Consider the following 20,992-nt stretch of genomic DNA (forward strand, 5'->3'; position numbering starts at 1 on the left):
GCTGGAACAAGCCATGGCAAAACCTGCTGCCATGCCTTTCGCCAAGCCAGTAGCAGCACCCGTGGTGTCGCCGCCTGCAGCCCCGGTGCCCGCACCTGCACCTGCACCCGCACCCGCGCCCGTTCCAGTGCTAGCCGCGAAACCAGCACCGACATCGGCACCCGTCATGCCATCTACGCCGGCCCCGTTACCAAAATCCGCACCCGCTCCGGCCGCCGCCAAGCCCGCGTACACCATGCCGCCACTGCCCCCGCAGCCACGACCCCGCCGCCGCCGCCGCGCACCCTGGGTTCTGGCAGCAGTACTATTTCTGGCCCTATTGGGCGCACTGGCTTACGAACAATTACAAATCCGCGGCCTATCCCTCTCTGCCCTGCTCTCTTCCCTGTTCACTGCCCGCCCTTGATGGAGACCGAAGCCCGCTATGACGCACCACACCCACCTGCTCATCATCGACCCGCAAAATGACTTTTGCGACTTACCCAGCCCAGCTACACCCGCCCTGCCGGTCGCGGGTGCCGATGCCGACATGCAGCGCTTGGCCGCCTTCATCCACGCCCGCGGGCCGCAGCTGACCGACATCACCATCACCCTGGATTCGCACCACCGTCTGGACATAGCCCACCCCACCTTCTGGCAGCAGGCCGATGGCAGCCCGGTCACGCCGTTCACCACCATCACCGCCGCCGCCGTGCACGCAGGCCAGTACCTGCCGCGCCAGCCCGCAGCGTTGGGCCGCACCCTGGCCTACCTGGATGCGCTGGAAGCCCGGGGCCGCTACACGCTGATGGTCTGGCCGGTGCACTGCGAAATCGGCACTTGGGGCCACAACGTACACGCCGAGGTGCACGCCGCCTACAACCTCTGGGAAGACCAGCAGGGCCGCAGCGTCACCAAGCTCACCAAGGGCAGCAACCCTTGGACCGAGCACTACAGCGCCGTCATGGCCGAAGTGCCCGATGCCCACGACGAATCCACCCAGCTGAACCACGCACTGATGGCCGCCATGGACCAGGCCGATGTGCTGCTGATTGCCGGGGAAGCCAGCAGCCACTGCGTGCGCGCCACCACCGAGCACATCATGCAAAACCTGGCCCGCCAGCGCCCCCGGCGCATCGTGCTGCTGACCGACTGCATGAGCCCGGTGGGCGGTTTCCAGCTGCAGCACGAGTCGTTTTTGCTGGACATGCAGGCCCAAGGGGTGGCGCTGGCGACCAGTACAGATATCTTGCTACAGATTATTTAAAGGATCACGGCCATCATTTGATGGCTTGAAACCGCAAAGCTCCATTCGATGCAAAGGGCCCGGTGATGCCACCCGCAGCACCCGCACTTTGGATGTTTTGCACCAGCCCTTCATCTACGCGCTCTGTGCCTTCCCTGCGGTGCTGAACGCGCTCATCGGCGGCTCGGTGGCGGCACCGGGCTCATCTGCTCACTTTACGATAGCTGCCTGCGCAGGTAGCACCTGCGCTAGCGGGCTAAAAAGCTTGTAACCTCAAGCCGCGCGAGCGGGCAGCTTCCAGCCGGGACGGGCAAAATGGCAGGTGTAACCATTCGGGCGGTGCACCAAATAGTCTTGGTGCTCGGGTTCGGCATCCCAGAAGGTGGGCGCGGGCAACACCTCGGTGACCACTTTGCCCGGCCACAGGCCCGAGGCATTCACGTCCTGGATGGTGTCCAGGGCGACGGCCTTTTGGCTATCGCTGGTGTAAAAAATGGCCGACCGGTAGCTGGTGCCCACGTCGTTGCCCTGGCGGTTCACCGTGCTGGGATCGTGGATCTGGAAGAAGAATTCCAAAATCGCGCGGTAGCTGGTGACGGTGTCGTCAAAGCCGATCACCACGCCCTCGGCATGGCCGGGATGGTTGCGGTAGTTGGGGTGGTCGTTGCTGCCGCCCACATAGCCCACGCGGGTGGAGACGACGCCGGGCAGCTTGCGGATTAAATCCTGCATGCCCCAAAAACAGCCGCCTGCCAGTACTGCGGTTTCGATAGCCATGGTGTTGTCCTTCTTGGATTGGGATGGAAGCTGCAGTTGGTGACAGAAGCCCCGGTTTCAAGAATTTATAAGCCAAATGGGCCTCTTCCGCATATTCCACCTGCGCGTGAAGCTATCAAATGCATAGTATCTGGGTCTACGCATTTTTACCATCGTGGTCCTGTCCTGCAGGCTGTGCCGGTGTTCCAGCAGCCGCCTCGTACGACAGCACGCGGTTGCGCCCGGCCTGTTTGGCACGGTACAGCGCGGCATCGGCGCAGGTGACCAGTTCGCCGCTATCGGCACCGTGCTGGGGAAAGGCCGCAATGCCCGCGGAAAACGTGACGTGCAAACTGGCATCGCCAAACGCAATCGGGGTTTGGGCAAACTCCAGCCGCCACGCATCCACTTTGTGCTGCGCCTGGTCGAGCGACATTTTGGGCAGCACGGCCAAAAACTCTTCGCCCCCAAAGCGGCAAATCGTGTCGGTCTGGCGCGCGCCTTTGCCCAGCAGGGCCGACAGGCTTTTCAGCACCTGGTCGCCCGCCAGGTGGCCATAGGTGTCGTTGATGCGCTTGAAGCCGTCCAGGTCCAGCAACGCCAGGGCCAGCGGCTGGTCTTCGCGCCGGGCGCGGGTCAGGTCGCGGGCCAGCGTTTCGTCCAGGTAGCGGCGGTTGAACAAGCCGGTCAGCGGGTCGCGGATAGCCTGCTCTTGCAACAGGGCCTGCAGCGACGAAATCTTGGTCAGCTGCACTTCCAGCAGGCGCTGGTGCTTTTCGGTTTGCTGCAGCGCGCGCAGCAAGAAAACCCCCAGCAGCAGCGACACCAGCAGAAAACTGCCCGCCATCACCACGCTGCGGTAGACCTCCAGGTTCCAGCCCGCCAGGTAGTCACGCTGCGCCATGGAGACGACCACCAGCATTGGGGCCTGCTGCAGGTAGCGGTAGGTGGACAGGCGCTCCAGCCCGTCGGCACCCGCCGCCGTGAAATAGCTGGCAGTGCGGGCACCCGACTGCAATTGCTGGCGAAACTCTTTGGACACGGCGCTGTGGCCCAACTGCCCCGCGGGTTTGTCGGCAATGGCGGGCACGCGGGTGATCAGGCCCACATCGGCATCGCGCAAGATCAGCGAGCCGTTGGGGCCGACGTCAAACCGCGCCAGGATCTGCGAAAAATGGATGATCGCGATCGGGGCCGCCACCACCCCGGCAAACCGGCCATCCGGGTAGTTATAACGCCGCGCAAAGGCAATGATGGACTGCCGGGACACCCGACCCACCAGCGGCTTGGAGATGTACAGCCCGGTTTCTGGATGGTCACGCAGCACCCCAAAATAGTCGCGGTCTAGCCAGCTGCTGCGTTCAGCCTTGTTCAGCCCCCGGCCCAGCACCACCAGGCCATCGGCCTGCGCCACGCGCATCGCCTCCACCTGGGGCAGGCGTTGTTCCAGCCGCAGCAAAAAGGCTTGCATGGCGACCTCGTCCAGGCCCTGGCTGGCCAGTTGCCGCTCCAGTTCATCGGCCACCGCCTGCAAGGCCAGATCGACCTTTTCGATATCGCTGGACACGGTCTGGTCCAGTGCATTGGCGATGTTTTGGGTTTGCGTTTCGGCCCGCTGCACGGCATGCTGGCGGCTCAGGTAGAGCGAATCACCCGACAGCACCAACACCAGCAGGTTGGCGCACACCAGCCCCAACACCAATCCCACGCGCAGGCGCCGGGCGGTGGCCACCGAGATGCTGGGGGTTGTGGAACCGGGATCTTCGGACGGTATCGACAGGGCCATATCTTTTTGCTGGTTACTCCCGCGGGCGCGGGATATCGATTGCCGCTGATCTTAGTCTTTTCAAGAAATAGCGTTATAACTTTTTTAGGCCTCCAGCGCAGGTGCTACCTGCACCAGCAGCTATTAAAAAAGTAGCAATCATCGGTTCAGTGCAGCGCCAGCAAAAACACCAGCCCGCCCACCGCCAGCATCAGCAGCGGGCTGACCCGCGTCCACACCAGCGCTAGGGTAGACAGAGCCGCCACGGCCCAGGCCCAGACACCGCCCTCGGCCGCGCGCAGCACGGTGCAGGACGCAGCCAGCACCATGCCGGCCGCCACCGGGGCCAGGCCCGACTCAACGGCGCGGATGGCGGGTCGGTCGCGGTAGCGCGACCACACATGCGCCAGGCCAAACACCAGCAGCGAAGTAGGCACAAAGATCGCCGCCGAAGCCACCAGCGCGCCCCAAAAGCCCGCCACATGCCAGCCCACCAGGGTGACCAGCAGCGAACCCGGCCCCGGCGTGATGCGCGACAGGGCGTACAAATCCAGAAATTGCGCGTCCGTCATCCAGCCGTGTACGCCCACCGCCTGCCGGTGGATGTCGGCCAGGATGCTTTGGCCGCCGCCCACGCTCAAAAAAGACAGCGGCACAAACACCGCCAGCAAATCGCCCAGCAGCCGAAAGTTCATGGCGCGGCGTCCTGGGCATCTTTGACGCGGAGGCGGTCCCAGGCCAGCGCAATCGACAGCGGTGCCATCGTGCCTACCACCCACAGCAACGGCAGTCGCCACACAAAAATGGCGGCAAAGGTGGCCGCCACGACCAGCGTGCGGGCCAGGCCACGGGCGGCACTGCGGGCCGCACGCAGCCCGGTTTGCAGCGACAGGCCCACGGCAGCGGCGGCCACGCCCGCCAGCGCAATGTGCACGCGGTGCGAATCGCCCACACTGGCAAACAGCGCCACCAGCAGCATCGCCACTGCCATGGCGGGCACCACCATGCCCAGCGCCGCCACCACCGCCCCCGGCCCGGCCCGCAGCCTAAAGCCGATCCAGATCGCCAGATTCACCACGTTGACACCCGGAAACGCCTGCGCCAGCGCCAGGCCACTTAAAAACTCCTGCTCGGTCAGCCAGGCCCGGCGCTGCACGAATTCACGCAGCAGCCAGCCGCTCAGGCCGCCACCAAAGCTGGTCAGCCCAATCTTGGAGAAGGCTAAAAAAATGCTGCGCAGCGAGGGCGCAACGGTAGAAGACGACATGGCAAACCGGCTTCAGAGGGTCCGGCGCAAGGCTTCGAAAAACAGCGTGGACTGCAGCCGCTCACTGGCCATTTGGCGGCACACCTCTTCGGCCAGCGCTTCGTTGCTGGGGGCCAGCGGCCGCCCGGTGGACTGGGCCAGCACCTGGGCCTGGCAGGCGCGCTCCAGGTAATACAGGTCGTCGTAGGCGTAGTCCAACCGGTCGCCGCAGACCACCAGGCCGTGGTTGCCCAAAAAGCCGATGTCGGCCGAACCCATGGCGCGGGCAATGCGCTCGCCCTCATGGTGGTCCAGTGCCAGGCCGTTGTAGGCGCTATCGATGGCCGTGCGGCCGTGGTAGCGCATGGCGTTTTGCGACAAAGTGGTGTCCAGCGCGCGGTCGGTGGTGAGGGTCAGCGCCGTGGCATAGGGCATGTGGGTGTGCAGCACGCAGGCTTTGGCACACAGCCGGTGGATGCCGGCGTGGATGAACATGGCGCTGGACTCCACCTCGTGGCGGCCCACCAGTTTCTGGCCCTGGGTATCGACCATCACGATGTCGTCGGCCTGCACCTCGCTCCACAGCAGGCCGCGCGGATTCAGCAAAAAGCGCCCGGAGTGGTCGGGCAGCTCCTGGCTGAAATGGTTGCACACCCCTTCGCCCAGGCCATGGTGGGCGGCCGCCCGCAGCGCCAGGGCCAGGTCGGCGCGCAAGCGGCTGACGGTGTCGGATGCGTAATCTTCTGCATGCATGGGAATCCTTGTGGTGGGGTGTTTTGTAGTTTGGCGGGGCACAGTGCGCCGGTCGGACCTGCCGCAGATTGTGCTGGAAAGCGCCACTACTCTGCAGGCATGTCCGTACAAACCCGTATGCCCGCTGCAGCCATCTTGGGTCGTCCATGCTTGTTTGTAACCGGCCTTCAGGCCTGCGCCTTTTCTTGCCGCTGGACGCGATCTGCCGCGCCATCGTGATCAATCTGCGCGAATCGCTGGGCGACGACCACATCCCGCCGCCGCTGCAAGCGGTGGATTACCTACTCACCTGAGTTACAAGCTTTTTAGGCCTCCAGCGCAGGTAGCACCCGCGCTAAATGCTACTTAATTAATAGCAATTAACCCAAAATCCACCCGGTGCCGCGGCAGAGAAATGCGGTGGTGGTCTTCATCCGTAGCTTGGTTTTTTGTCGGCTTGTTGTTGCAAGGCCGCATCCAGTTGCGCAAACGGCCAGTCTTCTTGCAAAGCCCGTAGCAGCAATGCTTGCTGGCTCTCAGGGGCCAGGCCGCCCAGCGGCGGGTCGCGGTCGAGGTTGGTGGGGAAGGCATAGCCCTCGGCGCAGGCTGCCACGGCGCTGGCCTGCTCTGCCGCCGCCATGCCCCGCAAGGCCGGGTACAACGCCCGGCACATGCGCAGCCGATCCACCGACTCCATGGCGCGGCCAAAGGGGCTGGACACCTGCAGCAGATTGGCCAGCCGGTGGATGTCGGCCGAACGGTTGTGGCCCGCGGCGTGCATCAGCGCGGGGTTGAAAAACACCGCATCGCCTTTTTTCAGCGGCAGTTGCACGTGGTGCGCATCAAAGTACGCCTGGAAGTCCGGCTGGCCCGCCACCAGGTAGCCGGGCCCGTACTTCTGCGAATGCGGCAGGTACAGCGTGGGGCCGCTTTCCACCGGCATGTCCACATGGGCCACCGCGCCCTGCAGCGTCAAGGCGGGCGACAGCCGGTGCACATGCGCCGGGTAGCGGGCGGCCTGCACGGGGCCTAAAAATCCCAGGTGGTAATCGCGGTGGGCCATTTGCGCGGCACCGCCGGGGTTGACGGAGTTGATCTGCGATGTCACCTGGTAGGCCGGGCCCAGCCAGGCCTCGCACGCCCAGGCCAGCAGCGGGTTGCCGTAGTACGCGGCAAACACCTCGGGCGCGGCCACACAGAGTTTTTCCAGCGCATTCCACACCCGGTCGTTGGCACCGGGCTTGGCGAAGTGGTCGGCCTTGGTGCCAGTGAGGCGCTCGGCAGCAATCAGCTGGTGGAATTCTGCGGTGGCCGCGTCCACCACGACCAGATCGTCAAACGCGGCCTGCAACACCAGCACGCCGGGGCCGTCCTGCCAGACGCGGCACCACTCGGCCATCAGCGCCCGCTGCGCAGCCGGGCAGGCACCGCGGATCTGCACGCCGTCATAGACCGGCACACCCTGGGTGATGGTGCTTGCCAGGGGGTAGTCGCCAGGCCGTGTGGGCGTGCGCACCAGGGCATCCAGGCCGGCCACTGTGCAGGCTTGCGGGTCCAACCAATGGGGCAGATCGTGTAAGGGCATGGGAGGGTGCTAACGGTGAAAAGGTGCGCAAAGTGTAGGCACAGCGGCTATCCAGGGTAGGGTTGAAACCCTTCAAAGGCACCTAAAAAGCACCCCCAACACCCGTTCACGCGATGGGATAACGGGCTAAGCGATGTCAGAACGCGTAGGCGTAACGCAACAACACAAAGCTCTCGCCCGGATTGGGGCGGCGCAAACCGGCGTTGGACACGTGCTTGACGTACACACCCAGCTCCTGGCGGCGATCAGCGCCAAAACTGCGGCCCACGCCCAGGTGGTCGCTGAAGTTCCATTGCGTGCTGAACGACTTGTTGGGGGTCTGGTACGACTCGTTCAGGTACGAGACGCCCACCCCGCCCTCCACAAACCAGGGCGACTGCCCGGCATCGAAGCGGTAACGGAACATGGGCACCAGCCCGAACTGGCTGAACTGCGAACGCGCGCCCGGTACGGCATCGGCCTTCCAGTCGCTCAAGTACAGATCCCAGGCTGCCGTGACGCGACCGTCCCACAACGTGCGCTGCACCGGCAGGCGCAGGCCGATAGTGGCCATGCGGGTGTCGCCACCCTGCTGGAAGGTCTTGCCGCCCTCCAGATAGACCGACGGCCCCGCGGGTTCTGCCGCGCTGGCATAGCCGCTACCGGCCAGCCCGCACAGCGATACCGCCACGGTCTGAAAAGCCCGCGCCCATCCGTGCGCCCGTCTTGGTGTGTTGCTCATGTTTATCCGTTCTTCCAAGAAAATGGCAGGCAGACTTAGGAGCGATCTGCTTCTGCGCACATGAAAAAAATTGTGCCACTGCTATAGAAAAAATGCAGCGGCAGCCACGCCGTGGGGTTGTAGGCGTTGGCTGACATGATGGTCCGCTAAAGCTGCATATTTCATAGCTGCCCGCGCAGATGTTACCTGCGCCAAAGCCATTTTTTCCTTATAACTTTACGCTGTCCCAGCCGCCCCCCAGCGCCCGCACCAGCATCACCGTGGCCTGGTACTGCGCCGAGCGCACGTTCAGGGCCTGGCGGCGGTTGCTGAGCTCGCTGCGGCGGGCATCCAGCAGGTCGAGCTGGCTGACGCGGCCATTGCGGTAACGCGCATCAGACAACACCGTGGCGCGGCTGGCGGAGGCCACGGCGCGGTCCTGGGCCTGGGCTTGCTGCTCCAGCAACCGCAGTGCGGCGAGCTGGTCTTCCACTTCCTGGAAAGCCAGCAGCACCTGGCCGCGGTACTGGGCGGTGGCACCGTCGAGCTGGGCGCTGGCAGCCTGTATCCCCGCTTCGCGGCGGCCACCGTCCAGCAAGGGCATGGACAGCAGCGCGCCAACACCCCAGGCGCGGGCCGACCACTTGAAAACATCGCCCAGGTCTGGCGACGCAAAGCCCCCGGCAGCGGTCAGCGACACACTGGGAAACCAGGCAGCCTGGGCCACGCCGACGCGGGCTTGGGCGGCCAGCAAGCTGCTTTGGGCGGCGGCCACGTCAGGGCGGCGCGTGAGCACGGTGGCGGGCACGCCCGCCGGAATCACCGGCAACGCGGTATGCCAGTCGGCACGGTCCAGACTGAAGCTGGACGCGGTGTCGCCCACCAGCACGGCCAGCGCGTGTTCTAGCGTGGCGCGGCGGCGGTCCAGGGCCAGGGCTTCGGACTCGGTGGCGGCCACTTCGGTTTGCACGCGCACCACGTCCAGCTCGGCCACATCCCCGGCGCGGAAGCGGCTTTGGGTCAGCTCCACGGTGCCGCGGTACGCGTCCAGGGTTTCGCGGACCAGGGCCCGCTCGGCATCCAGCGCGCGCAGACTCAGGTAGGTCTGGGCCACGTCGGCCTGCACCAGCAGGCGCGTGCTTTGCAGCAGGGCGGCACGGGCTTGTGCGTCCAGCCCGGCGGCATCGGTGGCGCGGGCCAGTTTGCCAAACAGGTCCACTTCGTAAGACAGGTTTAGGTTGGCATTCAGCAAGGTGCTGGGCGTGCTGCCGTTGGTGGTACCGGCACCCGCCTGGCGGGCTGCACCGGCACCGATGCCCGCTTGCAGCGCGCGGTCAGACTCACTGGAGCGCAACAAAGCGCGGGCCTGGGCCAGTCGGGCCGCCGCTTCGGCGATGCTGGTGTTCTGCTGGGTGGCACGGTCTACCAGCGCATCCAGCGCGGGGTCGGCAAAGGCGCGCCACCAGGTGCCGCGGTCGCGGGCTTCGGCGGGGCGGACCTGGGTCCATTGGGGGTTTTGGGCGTTTTCCTTGAACGCCACCGGGGTGGCGACCAGGGTTGCCGTGTCAATGGCCGGTGCGGTGGCGCAACCGGCCAGCACCAGGGCGGCCAGCAACGGTGCCAGGCTTTGGGGTAAGAACTTCATGGTGTTTCTCAATTCTTGGGTAGGTCAATCCAGCGGCTGCACGGGGCCGGCCAGCACCGGACGGGCTGAAGCGCCGCCATGTGTGCCATGGGTGCCATGAACAGAAACGATGGGCGCTTCCACCGCGTCCGGCACGGCGCCGTGCAGCTTCAGCGGCTTGTTGCCCGCCACGCGGCGCATCAGCACATAGAACACCGGCGTCAGGAACAGGCCAAATGCGGTCACGCCGATCATCCCGGCGAACACCGCCACACCCATGGCAGCGCGCATCTCGGCACCCGCGCCGGTAGACAGCACCAGGGGCAGCACGCCCATCACAAAGGCCAGCGAGGTCATCAAAATTGGCCGCAGGCGCAGGCGGCTGGCTTCGATGGCGGCCTGCACCGGGGTGCGGCCTGCCATCTCCAGCTCGCGGGCGAATTCGACGATCAGGATGGCGTTCTTGGCGCTCAGGCCCACCAGCACGATCAGCCCGATCTGGGTGAAGACGTTGTTGTCACCGCCGTGCAGCCACACGCCGGTCATCGCCGCCAGCAGGCCCATGGGCACGATCAGGATGATGGCCACCGGCAGGGTCAGGCTTTCGTACTGCGCGGCCAGCACCAAGAACACCAGCAGGATCGCCAGCGGGAACACCAGCATGGCGGAGTTGCCTGCCAATATCTCCTGGTAGGTCAGCTCGGTCCATTCAAAGGCCATGCCCTTGGGCAGGGTTTCGGCAGCGATGCGGTTGATGGCATCCTGCGCCTGGCCGCTGGAGTAGCCGGGGGCCGGGCCACCGTTGACGTCCGCTGCCAAGTAGCCGTTGTAGCGCATGGCGCGCTCGGGGCCGAAGCTGGCGTTGACCTTCATCAGCGCCGACAGCGGCACCATCTCGCCGGTGGTGGAGCGCACCTTCAGTAGGCCCACGTCCTCGGCACGGGCACGGTACGGCGCATCGGCCTGCACCCGCACGCTGTAGGTACGGCCAAACTTGTTGAAGTCGTTGGCATACAGGCTGCCCAGGTAGATCTGCATGGTGTCGAAGATGTCGGTCACCGGCACGCCGAGTTGGCGGGCCTTGGTGCGGTCGATGTCGGCATACAACTGCGGCACGTTGACCTGCCAGCTGGTGAACATACCGGCCAGCTCGGGGGTTTGGTAGGCCTTGGCCATGAAGGCTTTGACGGCCTTGTCCATCTCGACGTAGCCCAGCGAACCGCGGTCTTCCAGCTGCAGCTTGAAGCCGCCGGTGGTGCCCAAACCGGCCACGGGAGGCGGCGGGAACATCACGATGAAGGCATCCTGGATGCTGCCGAAGGCCTGGTTCAGTTGGCCGGCGATGGCACCACCGCTCTGGTCGGCGCGCTTGCGCTGGTCAAACGGCTTGAGGGTGACAAACACCACGCCCGAGTTGGAGCTGTTGGTGAAACCGTTGATCGACAGGCCGGGAAAGGCTATTGCGTCTTCCACATTCGGGTTCTGTTTGACCAGCTCGCCCATGCGGTGCACCACGTCTTCGGTACGGTCCAGCGTGGCACCGTCGGGCAACTGAGCAAAGCCGATCAGGTACTGCTTGTCCTGCGCGGGCACAAAGCCGCTGGGCACGGCCTTGAACAGGCCAAAGGTCACGCCCACCAGCACCAGGTAGACCACCAGCATCAGCGTCTTGCGGCCAATCACGGCCTTCACGCCGCCGCTGTAGGCCTCGGAGCCGCGTTGGAAGAAGCGGTTGAAACCGCGGAACAGCCAGCCAAAGGCCTTGTCCATGCCGCGCGTCAACGCGTCCTTGGGGGCATCGTGGCCGCGCAGCAGCAAGGCGGCCAGCGCAGGCGACAGGGTCAGCGAGTTGATGGCCGAAATCACCGTAGAGATGGCAATCGTCACCGCAAACTGTTTGTAGAACTGGCCGGTCAGCCCGCTGATGAAGGCCAGCGGCACAAACACCGCCACCAGCACCAGGGCGATGGCGATGATGGGGCCGGACACCTCGCGCATGGCGCGGTAAGTGGCTTCGCGTGGGGTCAGGCCGGCTTCGATATTGCGCTCCACGTTTTCCACCACCACGATGGCATCGTCCACCACGATGCCGATGGCCAGCACCAGGCCGAACAGGCTGAGTGCGTTGATCGAGAAGCCCAGAATGTGCAGCACGGCAAACGTGCCCACCACCGACACCGGCACGGCCAGCAGCGGAATGATGGAGGCACGCCAGGTCTGGAGGAACAAAATCACCACCAGCACCACCAGCAGCACGGCTTCCAGCAGGGTGTGCACCACCGACTCAATCGAGGCACGCACAAACTGCGTGGGGTCGTAGGCGATGCGGAACTCCACACCTTCGGGCATGTTCTTTTGCAGCTCGGCCATGGTCTGGCGCACATTGGCCGAGATGTCCAGCGCGTTGGAGCCGGGTGCCTGGAACACGCCCATGCCCACGGCCGGGTCGTTGTTCAGCAGCGAACGCAGGGAATAGTCGGCCGCGCCCATTTCCAGGCGGCCAATGTCGCGCAGCCGGGTGATGGCACCATCGGCACTGGTCTTGACGATGATGTCGCCAAACTCTTCTTCGCTCTGCAGACGGCCCTGGGCGTTGATGGACAACTGCATGTCCACACCGGCGAGGCCGGGCGATGCGCCTACCACGCCCGCCGCTGCCTGCACGTTTTGCCCGCGGATGGCAGCCACCACGTCGCTGGCCGACAAGCCGCGCTGCGCGACCTTTTGCGGGTCCAGCCAGACGCGCATCGAATAGTCGCCACCGCCGAAGATCTGCACCTGGCCCACGCCGGGAATGCGCGCCAGGCGGTCTTTCACGTTCAGCACCGCGTAGTTGCGCAGGTAGTTCATGTCGTAGCGCTGGTTGGGCGAAGTCAGGTGCACCACCATGGTCAGATCGGGTGCGCTTTTCACCGTCGTCACGCCCAGACGGCGCACCTCTTCGGGCAGGCGCGGCTCGGCCTGCGAAACGCGGTTTTGCACCAGCTGCTGGGCCTTGTCGGGGTCGGTGCCAAGCTTGAAGGTGACGGTCAACGTCATCACACCGTCGGTGGTGGCCTGGCTGCCCATGTAGAGCATGCCTTCCACGCCGTTGATGCTTTCTTCCAGTGGCGTGGCTACGGTTTCAGCAATCACTTTCGGGTTCGCGCCGGGGTACTGGGCGCGCACCACCACCGATGGCGGTGCGACCTCAGGGTATTCCGAAATCGGCAGGCTGCGCAGCGCGATCAGCCCGGCGATCAGCATCAGCAGCGACAGCACGCCGGCAAAGATCGGCCGGTCGATAAAAAATTTAGATAAATTCATGGTCTTGTTCTCAAAAAGTCCGAATCAGGACTGCGCCGCGCCTTCGCGCTTGGCCTGGGCTTCGGGTTTGCCGTCCATGGGGACCAGCTGTGGCGCGACCAGCGCACCGGGGCGCACACGCTGCAGGCCGTTGACCACCAGCGTCTCGCCAGCGACCAGGCCCTTGCTGACGACCCGCAGGCCGTTCACCGACGCGCCCAAAGTCACCTCGCGGTAGGCCACGGTGTTGTCTTTGCCCACCACCAGCACAAACTTCTTGTCCTGGTCGGTGCCGACCGCGCGCTCATTCACCAGCAGGGCCGTTTGCGCCTGGGTTTGGCCCATGCGCAAGCGGGCAAACTGGCCGGGCATCAGGCTGCCGTCGGCGTTGTCGAACACGGCGCGGGCGCGCACCGTGCCGCTCTTGGCATCCACCTGGTTGTCCACCAGCTGCAGATGGCCCTTGAACGGCGTATCCACGCTGGCGGCGGTGCCCATTTGCACGGGAATGCCTTCCAAGCCCTTCACGCCGTCCTTGCCATGCAGGCTTTTCAGGGCGCGGGCAATGACTTGCTCATCGGCATCAAAACTGGCGTAGATGGGGCTGATGGAGACCAGCGTGGTCAGCACCTGCGCACCGGGGCCCGCAGCCACCAGGTTGCCCACGGTCACTTCCAGTTTGCCGACGCGGCCGGCCACCGGGGCCCGCACCTGGGTGTAGCCCAGGCTGAGGCGGGTGCTTTGCAGGGCGGCCTGGGCAGCACGCAGATTGGCCTCGGCTTCGCGCAGGGTGTTCAGGCTTTCGTCCAGCTCGCGCTGGGCAATCGCGTGTTCGTCCCACAGGCGGCGCGAACGCTCGTGCTCGCTGGTGGAATGGGAGACGCGGGCCTGGGCGGCGGCCACCTGGGCTTCGCTGCGGTCCACCTCGGCGGCATAGGGCGCGGGGTCGATGGTGATCAGCAGGTCGCCCTGCTTGACCAGCGCGCCCTCGCGGAAATGCACGGCCTGCACCGCACCGGACACACGGGGGCGGATGTCGACGCGCTGCACGGCTTCCAGGCGGCCCGAGAACTCGTCCCAGGCATTCACCTGGCTCTCGGCCACCGTGGCAACCGATACCGGCGTGGCCTGTGGTGCTGCCGGGCCGGAGCCCGCCTCGGCCGGGCTTTGCATGCCAAACACGATGGCAGCAGCAGCCGCCACGGCGGTGAGCGAAGCGGCGACAGTCCAGACGGCGCTGCGGTAAGCAAATGAAGGGGTGCGGATCATAAAAGTCTTTCAAAAACAAAAAAAAGAAAAAACAGAAGGCAATGCAGCGGCCCAGCCGGTCGCTACAACGGCCGGAAAAGCGGTAAATCAGGAGGGGTTAAACGGTGCCGGTCAACAACTGCCCGCACCGTCGGCAGCGGGCTTCAGCGCCGGGCGGGTGGCATCAAAAAATGCGCGGAACTGCTGCTGCACGGCGCTGGCGCAGGCGCATTCGCTGTTGGCCGGGAGCAGGAGCGCGTCGGGCCAGCCCTGGGCATTGGGCAGCAGGTGGTAGGTCACGGCGATACCGGCGCTGCGCAAGCGCTCGGCATAGGCGTGGGCCTCGTCGCGCAGCGGGTCGTCGGCACCGCTGAGCACCAGGGTGGGGGCCAGGCCCACCAGGCGGCGCGCAATACCGGGCACGGCATAGGGGTGTTCGGCATCCATAGGGCAGCGCAGGTATTGGTGCCAGCCATCGACAAATTTGCAGGCGTTGGCGTCCATGCAGCCGGTGGCCAGGCGCTCGGCGGCAGCCGCGCGCAACGAGGCGGTGCCCACGCAGGGGTCGAGCATGGGCGACAGCAAAATCTGCCCGGCCAGGGGTGGGTGCGCCCGGTCGCGCGACATCACGGCCACGGCAGCGGCCATGTTGCCACCGGCTTCCTCGCCCGCCAAAAACACCCGTGCGCCCTGCCCGGCCAGCCGCACCCGGTGCTTGTGCACCCAGGCCAGCACCTCGTAACCCGCCTCTACCCCTTCGGGGAAGGGGTGCGCCGGTGCCAGCGGATAGGCCACGGACACCACCACCGCGCCCGCAGCGGCCAGCAGCCGCGCCACGGTAGAGCCGTTGTCCAGCCCGCCCGCCACAAAAGCACCGCCGTGGAAATGCACCACCAGCGGTGCCGCGCCGCCCGGCACACGTTTGCCGTACATGCGCACATCCACCGCCGCACGCTGGGGCAGCGCAATGCAGACGTTGGTTTCTTCGATGGCAGAGGTGGCAGTGGAACGGGGCGACATAGGGGTGACCTGTGGAAGGTGCGGGAATGTAATGGAATGTAGTGCGTTGCGCACTATGCATAAAGAGGGGGTATTGCGAGTGCTCTGTTTCCAAATCACCAACAATCGCCCCTCTTTTGCGTGCGAAGATCCGGCACCGCGCCAGACGCGCGCGGTCATGATAAGGAAACCTATGGATCAGATACTGACCATGCGGGTGTTTGCCAGGGTGGTGGAAGCCGGCACGTTTACCAAGGCGGCCGATTCGCTGGCCCTGCCCAAAGCCACTGTGACCAAGCAAATCCAGCACCTGGAGGCCCGCCTGCGCGTCAAGCTGCTGAACCGCACCACCCGCCGCGTGACGGTCACCGCCGACGGTGCCGCCTACTACGAGCGCACCGCCCGCCTGCTGGCCGATCTGGACGAGCTGGAAGCCAGCATGGGCAATGCCCAGACCAATCCACAAGGGCGCTTGCGGGTGGATGTGGGGTCGGCACTGGCCAGCCTGCTGATCATTCCGGCCCTGTCCGGCTTCTTCCAGCGCTACCCCGACATCCAGCTGGACCTGGGCGTCAGCGACCGGCCGGTGGATTTGATCGGCGACAACGTGGACTGCGTGATCCGTGGCGGCGAGTTGACCGACCAGTCGCTGGTCGCGCGGCGCATTGGCAACCTGCCATTGCTTACCGTGGCCTCGCCCGATTACCTGCGCCGCTTCGGCACGCCAACTAACCCGCAAGCCCTGGAGCAAAGCCACCACATGGTGAACTTCTTTTCGCCCCGTACCGGGCGCATGTTTAGCAACGATTTCTTCAAAGAGGGCGCGCAAACTACGCCCAGCAGCAGCTACCGCATCGCGGTGAACGACAGCAACGCCTACATGGCCGCGACACTGGCCGGCCTGGGCATCGCGCAGTTGACCACCTTCATGGCCGCACCGTACTTGGCGGATGGCACGCTGGTGCAGCTGCTGCCCGACTGGTCCATACCGTCCATTCCGGTGTACGTGGTGTACCCACCCAACCGGCACCTGAGCGCCAAGGTGCGCGCGTTTGTGGACTGGGCAGCGGATTTATTCAGCCAGCACGCGCATTTGCAGTGAAGCGCGCAGGCTAGAAAATATACGCATTTAGGTCTCTAGCGCATATTACACCTGCGCCGAAAGCTATCAAAAACAGAGCAAATCAGTCCTCTGAGCCAGAAAAGAAGCGGTAGGCATCGCGTCCAGCCAGTTTGGCGCTGTACATAGCCTGATCGGCGGTGGCCAGGATTTCGGCGGCGGTCTGGCCGTTTTGCGGATAGCGGCTGATGCCGATGCTGGCGGTGACCCGCAGCAGCTTGGACTGGGCCTGCACCAGTATCGGTTCCTGGATAACGGCCAGCAGCTTGCCCGCAATAGCGGCCAAATGGCTGTGCGACACGGCGGCACCCAACAGCACGACAAACTCGTCGCCACCCAGGCGGGCCACGGTGTCGACCTCGCGCACCAGCTGCTGCATGCGCTGGGCCACGGTTTTGAGCACCTCGTCGCCCGCGTCATGCCCGTGCTGGTCGTTGATGGCTTTGAAGGCATCCAGGTCGATGAACAGCAGGCAGACCTGCTCGCCATAACGGCGGGCATGGGCCAGGGCCTGTTCCAGCCGCTCCTGGAACAAACGGCGGTTGGCCAGGCCGGTCAGCGTGTCGTGCTGGGCCAGGTGCTCCAGTTCTTCCTGGTTGTCGTGCAGGTCGGCCAGTTGCCGGGTGATCTGCAGGTGCATTTGCTGGAAGCTGCGCGCAAGGCTGCCGATTTCATCCCGCCGCCGCAGCGGCAGATCGCCGGGCGGCAGGCCATTGGCAAAGCGCTGGGCGGCAGCGGTCACGGCATTGATAGGACGCGTCAGGGCACGGGCGAGCAGCACGGCCAGGAGCAGGCACACCAAAAATAGGCCCAGCACGATCTGCAAAATACTGCTGCCCAGCTGCTGCGACTGCGCCAGCACCTGGTCGAGCGGCTGTGCCAGGCCCAGGATCAGGCGGCTTTCGCTGCCGGACACCTGGACTTTGGACGCGATAAAGGCCGCCACCACCGGCGCATCGGCATAGCCGCCCTCCCGGGCCTCAAATACCACCTGGTCCTGCTGCCCGCCGACCAACGCCTGCAGGGGCGCAAACTCGTCTTGCAGCAACACCCGACGGCCTTTGTCGAAGCCAAAGGTCTTGCTGCTGTCCGGGTGGACCAGGATATCCCCCTCGGCATTCGCCAAAAACAGCTTGAATGCGGACGGCAAGTCGGCGGCCAGCAGATTGAACATACCGTTCAGGTCCATATTCACCACCACCACACCGATGGCTGTGTTGCTGGCATCCATCACCGGCATCGCCAGTTGCAGCGTGGGCTGCTCCAGGCCCGCGAAGGAGCCGCCTTCGTGGTTGATACTGATACGCGACATGTAGGTCGCGCGGGCGGGCAGCTTCAGGGTGTCAAACACATAGGCGTAGTGGCCTTTTTCCTGCAGGTCATCGCCCTGCACGCGCAGGGTGGACGGCCCCACCCGTTCGACCCGTACGCGCTCCAGCCCGTAGTCGCTGGCCGAGATCAGGCGCAGCTGCAGATAGCCGGGATTAGCATCGATCAGCAGGCCAAACAGCTTGGCCAGTTCTTCGGAATCTTCGGCTTCTCCATGCTGCAGAACAGTGATGGTGGTCGGCAAGCCCGCCAGCACCTGCAGATTGCGCGACACCTCCTCACGCGTCTGGGTGATGCGCCGGGCCAGCACCTGGGTCGAAGTCAGCAGCTTGTTTTTGGCTGCATCTACCAGCAGGCTGCGGCTAGCCTGGTAGGCATAAAAGCCAGTCAGCCCCGCCGCCAGAAAGCCTACCGAGGCCAGCAACAGGACCAGTTTGCCAACAATGCCCCACCTCATGGAATGCCCGATGTCATGCAATGTCCAATGTCATGGGGCCAGGACCTTGCTGGCCCGGTCGCCCGACACGATGCGGCTCCACAGCAGGTTGCGGCGATCCTCGCTTTCCACCGGCTCCAGCCAGACCAGCCGGTCTTGGGCACGGTAATCGGACGAGGCCGAGGTGGTGTTGGCCAGGCCCTGGCGTTGCACCAGCATTTGGCCCGGCTCGGGCTCCAGCAGGTAGCTGATCCAGGCTGCGGCCAGGGTCGGGTTGCGGGCACCCCGGGTGATGGCCCAGCAGTCCAGCCAGGCCAGCGCCCCCTCTTTGGGGATGGCGTAGCCCACGTCCAGCCCAGCCGCGCGGAACAGCGTCTCCTGCTGGCGGCCATAGTTGGCAAATAGCAGCGCAGCGTGGCGGTTTTTGAACAGGGCCAGCGACTCGTCTGGCTGGGTGTAGAAGCCCCCTGCGTTGCGGCGTAAGGCAATCAGCCGATCTACCGCCTGCGGCCACTGGCTGTCGGTCAAACGGAAGGGCGACGGCAGGCCCAGCGCCAGGGCCGCCAGCGCAAAATTGTGCGTGCCCGCGTTGTAGGCAATCACCTTGCCCTGGTAGCGGGTGTCCCACAGGGCGGCTATGGAAGTGGGCGGCTGCTTGACTTGCTGGCGGTCGTAGACCAGGCCCATCTCGGCATAGGTGTAGGGAATGGCGTAGATTTTGCCCGCGTGCACCAGGCCGGGAATCGCCGCGCGGTTCTGAAAGCGCGGCAGTTGCTTGACCAGGTTGGGCACCGTGGCGGTGGCGATGGCTTGCACCCAGTTCTGCTGGATGTAGCGTTGCAGCTCGGCGGTGTTGACCGCAAACACGTCAAAAGCCGCAGGCTGCGCTTCAGAGGTTTGCTGGCTGATTTTTTGCCACAGGTCCACGTCGGAATCGATCACCGTGACCTCCACCTGGCAGCCCATGCGCTGCTCGAAGGTCTTGACGATGTCGGCATCCGCATACCCCGGCCAGGCCAGCACCCGCAAAACTTCGGGGGCCGCCGCACGCGCACGCACCGGTGCAGCCAGCGGCAGCGATGCCGCAGCGGCCAGCGCAAACTGCCGTCTATTGAGCAAAGGCCCCGAGGTACAAAGAGGTATGGGGTAGCGCATAGCTTTCACTCTAGCCAAGCCCCATTACAACAGCCGGGGCCTCAGAGTGAAAGCTCTGGTTAACGGCTATTGACGGATGGGAGGCCGAAGGCCTGGACTAGCAGGCAAACTGAGGATTGTAGTGGGCACGAAAAGCACCCAAAACAAGTCCAATCGCTGATTCAAGCTGCGCAGTCAGCTATTTTTTAAATAGCACTCTATCCTGCTTGAAGATCAGTCCAGCATGGGTTCCATGCCCGGATCGCCCTTGCGCATGGCGCTGCGGTAGGCCGGACGGTCGCCGATGCGGCGCAAATAGGCGCGGATGTGGGGGTACGGGGCCAGGTCAAACGGAAAGAAGGTGCGCATGGTGGTCAGCGAGAACACAGTCATGGTGTCGGCCGCGGTAAACACCGACCCGGCCAGGTAGTCGGCCACGCCCAAGCGCGCCTCGACCAGGTTCAGCACCAGGTCCAACCGACCCCGTGTAGTCACCAACGTAGGATTGTCCACCGCCAGGTTGAGCCGCCGCAAAACCATGTTGCGCCCTAGAACCGGCTGCAAATTGCCATTGGCAAAGTGCAGCCAGTACAGGTACTGCGCAAAGTCCGGGTGGTCTGGCCCCAGTACCAGGCGGCCGCCGCCGTACTTGGCCAGGATGTAGTCCACGATGGCACCAGATTCGGCCAGCACCAAGTCGCCATCGACGATCACCGGTGCCGCGCCCAGCGGGTGCAAGGCCTTCAGCGCGGGCGGCGACAACATGGTCACTGCGTCGCGGGTGTGGTGCTGCAATGTGTAAGGCAAGCCCAACTCTTCGCATAGCCAGACAATGCGCTCCGACTGCGAGATACCAAGGTGGTGGATGGTCAGCATGGGCCAAAGTCTCCTAGGGTGGATGGGTGGGCCAATTCTGCCAGCAAGGGCCTCTTGGCATCGCCCGTCACAATTCACCCTAAAAATAGGTTCTAGCGCATATAGCACCTGCGCAAGCAGCTACATAAAATATAGCTCCAGCTCAACCGATCATCTTGCGGTACTGCACAAAGCCGCTCTTGTCGGCAATGCGGTCATACAACTGCATCGCGTCCAGGTTGCTCTCGTGCGTCAGCCACCACACGCGGGCGGCGGCTTCATGGGCGGCACTGGCGTACACATGCTCTATCAAGGCCCGCCCAACGCCCTTGCCGCGCAGGTTGGACAGGGTAAACAGGTCTTGCAGGTACACGTAGTCGCCCGCCGTCCAGCAACTGCGGTGGTAGATGTAATGCACCATGCCCACCAGCGCACCGTCGATTTCGGCCACGGCGCAGTGCATGGGCTCTGCCGGGTCCAGAAAGCGCTGCCAAGTCAGCGCGGTGACCGACTCGGCAATGTCGGTTTTGTAAAACGTTTGGTAGCCCTTCCACAGCGGCAGCCACTGGGCAAAGTCTGCGGCTTGGGCAAGTCGAATCTGCATGCATTTACTCCTATTGAAGAACTCCAGCTTAGCCGCCGCGTGGCACCTTGGGGAGGGCCAAGAGTGCGCAAAAGTATGGCACCACGAAATTACAAGCTTTTTAGGCCTCCAGCGCATATAGCGCCTGCGCAGGCAGCTATTTTTTCAGGAGTAATAGCACAGCGGCATACCGTCCTATTCCGCCCCGTGCATCTGCCCGTCGATGTAAGACCAGCGCCCGTCCTGCCGTACAAAGCGGCTGGTTTCGTGCATGCGCTGGGCTTTGCCACTGTCGCGGCAGCGGGCCACAAATTCGACGATTCCCGCATCGCCCGCCTCGGCCGCGCTGCGCACCTCCAGCCCCAGCCAT

At 64.5% G+C, this 20,992-nt stretch carries 19 protein-coding genes and 1 pseudogene; 3 read left to right on the forward strand and 17 right to left on the reverse strand.

Annotation, left to right across the window (positions count from 1 at the left end; genetic code table 11):
* On the reverse strand, window positions 1–237 hold a 237-nt coding region (locus ABI213_RS12705), incomplete at its 3' end, for a hypothetical protein (RefSeq protein ID WP_348027375.1).
* Between the two features lie 187 nt (window positions 238–424).
* Between ABI213_RS12705 and ABI213_RS12710 the strand changes: the two genes are divergently transcribed.
* On the forward strand, window positions 425–1,246 hold the full coding sequence (locus ABI213_RS12710) for a cysteine hydrolase (protein ID WP_348007310.1): 822 nt from the start codon (window positions 425–427) through the stop codon (window positions 1,244–1,246).
* A 252-nt stretch (window positions 1,247–1,498) separates the two neighbouring features.
* Here the strand turns inward: ABI213_RS12710 and msrA are convergent, their stop codons facing one another.
* From msrA to ABI213_RS12735, 5 genes are all read right to left on the reverse strand, one after another.
* On the reverse strand, window positions 1,499–2,002 hold the full coding sequence (gene msrA, locus ABI213_RS12715) for a peptide-methionine (S)-S-oxide reductase MsrA (RefSeq protein WP_348007311.1): 504 nt from the start codon (window positions 2,000–2,002) through the stop codon (window positions 1,499–1,501).
* 136 nt (window positions 2,003–2,138) lie between these two features.
* Complete coding sequence (locus ABI213_RS12720; RefSeq protein ID WP_348007312.1) at window positions 2,139–3,767, reverse strand: sensor domain-containing diguanylate cyclase; 1,629 nt, start codon at window positions 3,765–3,767, stop codon at window positions 2,139–2,141.
* Window positions 3,768–3,913: 146 nt separating this feature from the next.
* Entirely contained in the window at window positions 3,914–4,441 is a 528-nt protein-coding gene (locus tag ABI213_RS12725) for a chromate transporter (protein WP_348007313.1), read from the reverse strand.
* Window positions 4,438–5,013: a chromate transporter gene (locus ABI213_RS12730; protein WP_348007314.1), complete on the reverse strand. Its 576-nt coding sequence runs from the start codon at window positions 5,011–5,013 to the stop codon at window positions 4,438–4,440. Before ABI213_RS12730 ends, ABI213_RS12725 begins: the two co-directional genes overlap by 4 nt.
* 12 nt (window positions 5,014–5,025) lie before the next feature.
* Entirely contained in the window at window positions 5,026–5,745 is a 720-nt protein-coding gene (locus ABI213_RS12735; RefSeq protein WP_348007315.1) for an aldolase, read from the reverse strand.
* Between the two features lie 185 nt (window positions 5,746–5,930).
* Between ABI213_RS12735 and ABI213_RS12740 the strand changes: the two are divergent.
* Window positions 5,931–6,038: pseudogene (locus ABI213_RS12740) on the forward strand (bestrophin); the annotation flags it as partial.
* A gap of 116 nt (window positions 6,039–6,154) precedes the next feature.
* On the opposite strand, the gene ABI213_RS12745 reads toward ABI213_RS12740, so the two are convergent.
* The 6 genes from ABI213_RS12745 to ABI213_RS12770 form a co-directional block, all read right to left on the reverse strand.
* Window positions 6,155–7,309, reverse strand: a complete 1,155-nt coding sequence (locus ABI213_RS12745; protein ID WP_348007316.1) for a phytanoyl-CoA dioxygenase family protein — start codon at window positions 7,307–7,309, stop codon at window positions 6,155–6,157.
* A gap of 136 nt (window positions 7,310–7,445) precedes the next feature.
* Window positions 7,446–8,030, reverse strand: coding sequence for an acyloxyacyl hydrolase (locus ABI213_RS12750; RefSeq protein ID WP_348007317.1), 585 nt, complete (start codon window positions 8,028–8,030; stop codon window positions 7,446–7,448).
* A gap of 208 nt (window positions 8,031–8,238) precedes the next feature.
* Complete coding sequence (locus ABI213_RS12755) at window positions 8,239–9,654, reverse strand: efflux transporter outer membrane subunit (protein WP_348007318.1); 1,416 nt, start codon at window positions 9,652–9,654, stop codon at window positions 8,239–8,241.
* A gap of 24 nt (window positions 9,655–9,678) precedes the next feature.
* The gene (locus ABI213_RS12760; protein ID WP_348027377.1) at window positions 9,679–12,939 is read right to left on the reverse strand and encodes an efflux RND transporter permease subunit; all 3,261 of its coding nucleotides are present in this window, start codon (window positions 12,937–12,939) and stop codon (window positions 9,679–9,681) included.
* Between the two features lie 24 nt (window positions 12,940–12,963).
* Window positions 12,964–14,187: an efflux RND transporter periplasmic adaptor subunit gene (locus ABI213_RS12765; protein WP_348006764.1), complete on the reverse strand. Its 1,224-nt coding sequence runs from the start codon at window positions 14,185–14,187 to the stop codon at window positions 12,964–12,966.
* Between the two features lie 111 nt (window positions 14,188–14,298).
* Window positions 14,299–15,099, reverse strand: coding sequence for an alpha/beta hydrolase (locus ABI213_RS12770; RefSeq protein ID WP_348006766.1), 801 nt, complete (start codon window positions 15,097–15,099; stop codon window positions 14,299–14,301).
* A gap of 259 nt (window positions 15,100–15,358) precedes the next feature.
* On the opposite strand from ABI213_RS12770, the gene ABI213_RS12775 reads away from it, so the two are divergent.
* Window positions 15,359–16,267 carry a LysR family transcriptional regulator gene (locus tag ABI213_RS12775; protein WP_348027379.1) on the forward strand — a complete coding sequence of 303 codons (909 nt, stop codon included), beginning with the start codon at window positions 15,359–15,361 and terminating at the stop codon, window positions 16,265–16,267.
* Window positions 16,268–16,349: 82 nt separating this feature from the next.
* Here ABI213_RS12775 and ABI213_RS12780 read toward each other — a convergent pair whose 3' ends face one another.
* From ABI213_RS12780 to ABI213_RS12800, 5 genes are all read right to left on the reverse strand, one after another.
* A complete protein-coding gene (locus ABI213_RS12780; protein WP_348007036.1) occupies window positions 16,350–18,071 on the reverse strand; it encodes a diguanylate cyclase in 1,722 nt (573 codons plus the stop codon).
* 30 nt (window positions 18,072–18,101) lie between these two features.
* Window positions 18,102–19,205 (reverse strand): extracellular solute-binding protein, encoded by a 1,104-nt coding sequence (locus ABI213_RS12785; RefSeq protein WP_348007037.1) that lies wholly within the window; start codon window positions 19,203–19,205, stop codon window positions 18,102–18,104.
* Between the two features lie 213 nt (window positions 19,206–19,418).
* Complete coding sequence (locus tag ABI213_RS12790) at window positions 19,419–20,060, reverse strand: glutathione S-transferase family protein (RefSeq protein WP_348027381.1); 642 nt, start codon at window positions 20,058–20,060, stop codon at window positions 19,419–19,421.
* A 142-nt stretch (window positions 20,061–20,202) separates the two neighbouring features.
* Window positions 20,203–20,643: a GNAT family N-acetyltransferase gene (locus ABI213_RS12795; RefSeq protein WP_348027383.1), complete on the reverse strand. Its 441-nt coding sequence runs from the start codon at window positions 20,641–20,643 to the stop codon at window positions 20,203–20,205.
* Window positions 20,644–20,817: 174 nt separating this feature from the next.
* Window positions 20,818–20,992, reverse strand: a 175-nt coding sequence (locus ABI213_RS12800) for a YchJ family metal-binding protein (protein WP_348027385.1), incomplete at its 5' end; no start/stop codon positions are given.

It is taken from the genome of Rhodoferax sp. (assembly GCF_039922535.1).
GTDB lineage: Bacteria > Pseudomonadota > Gammaproteobacteria > Burkholderiales > Burkholderiaceae_C > Rhodoferax_B.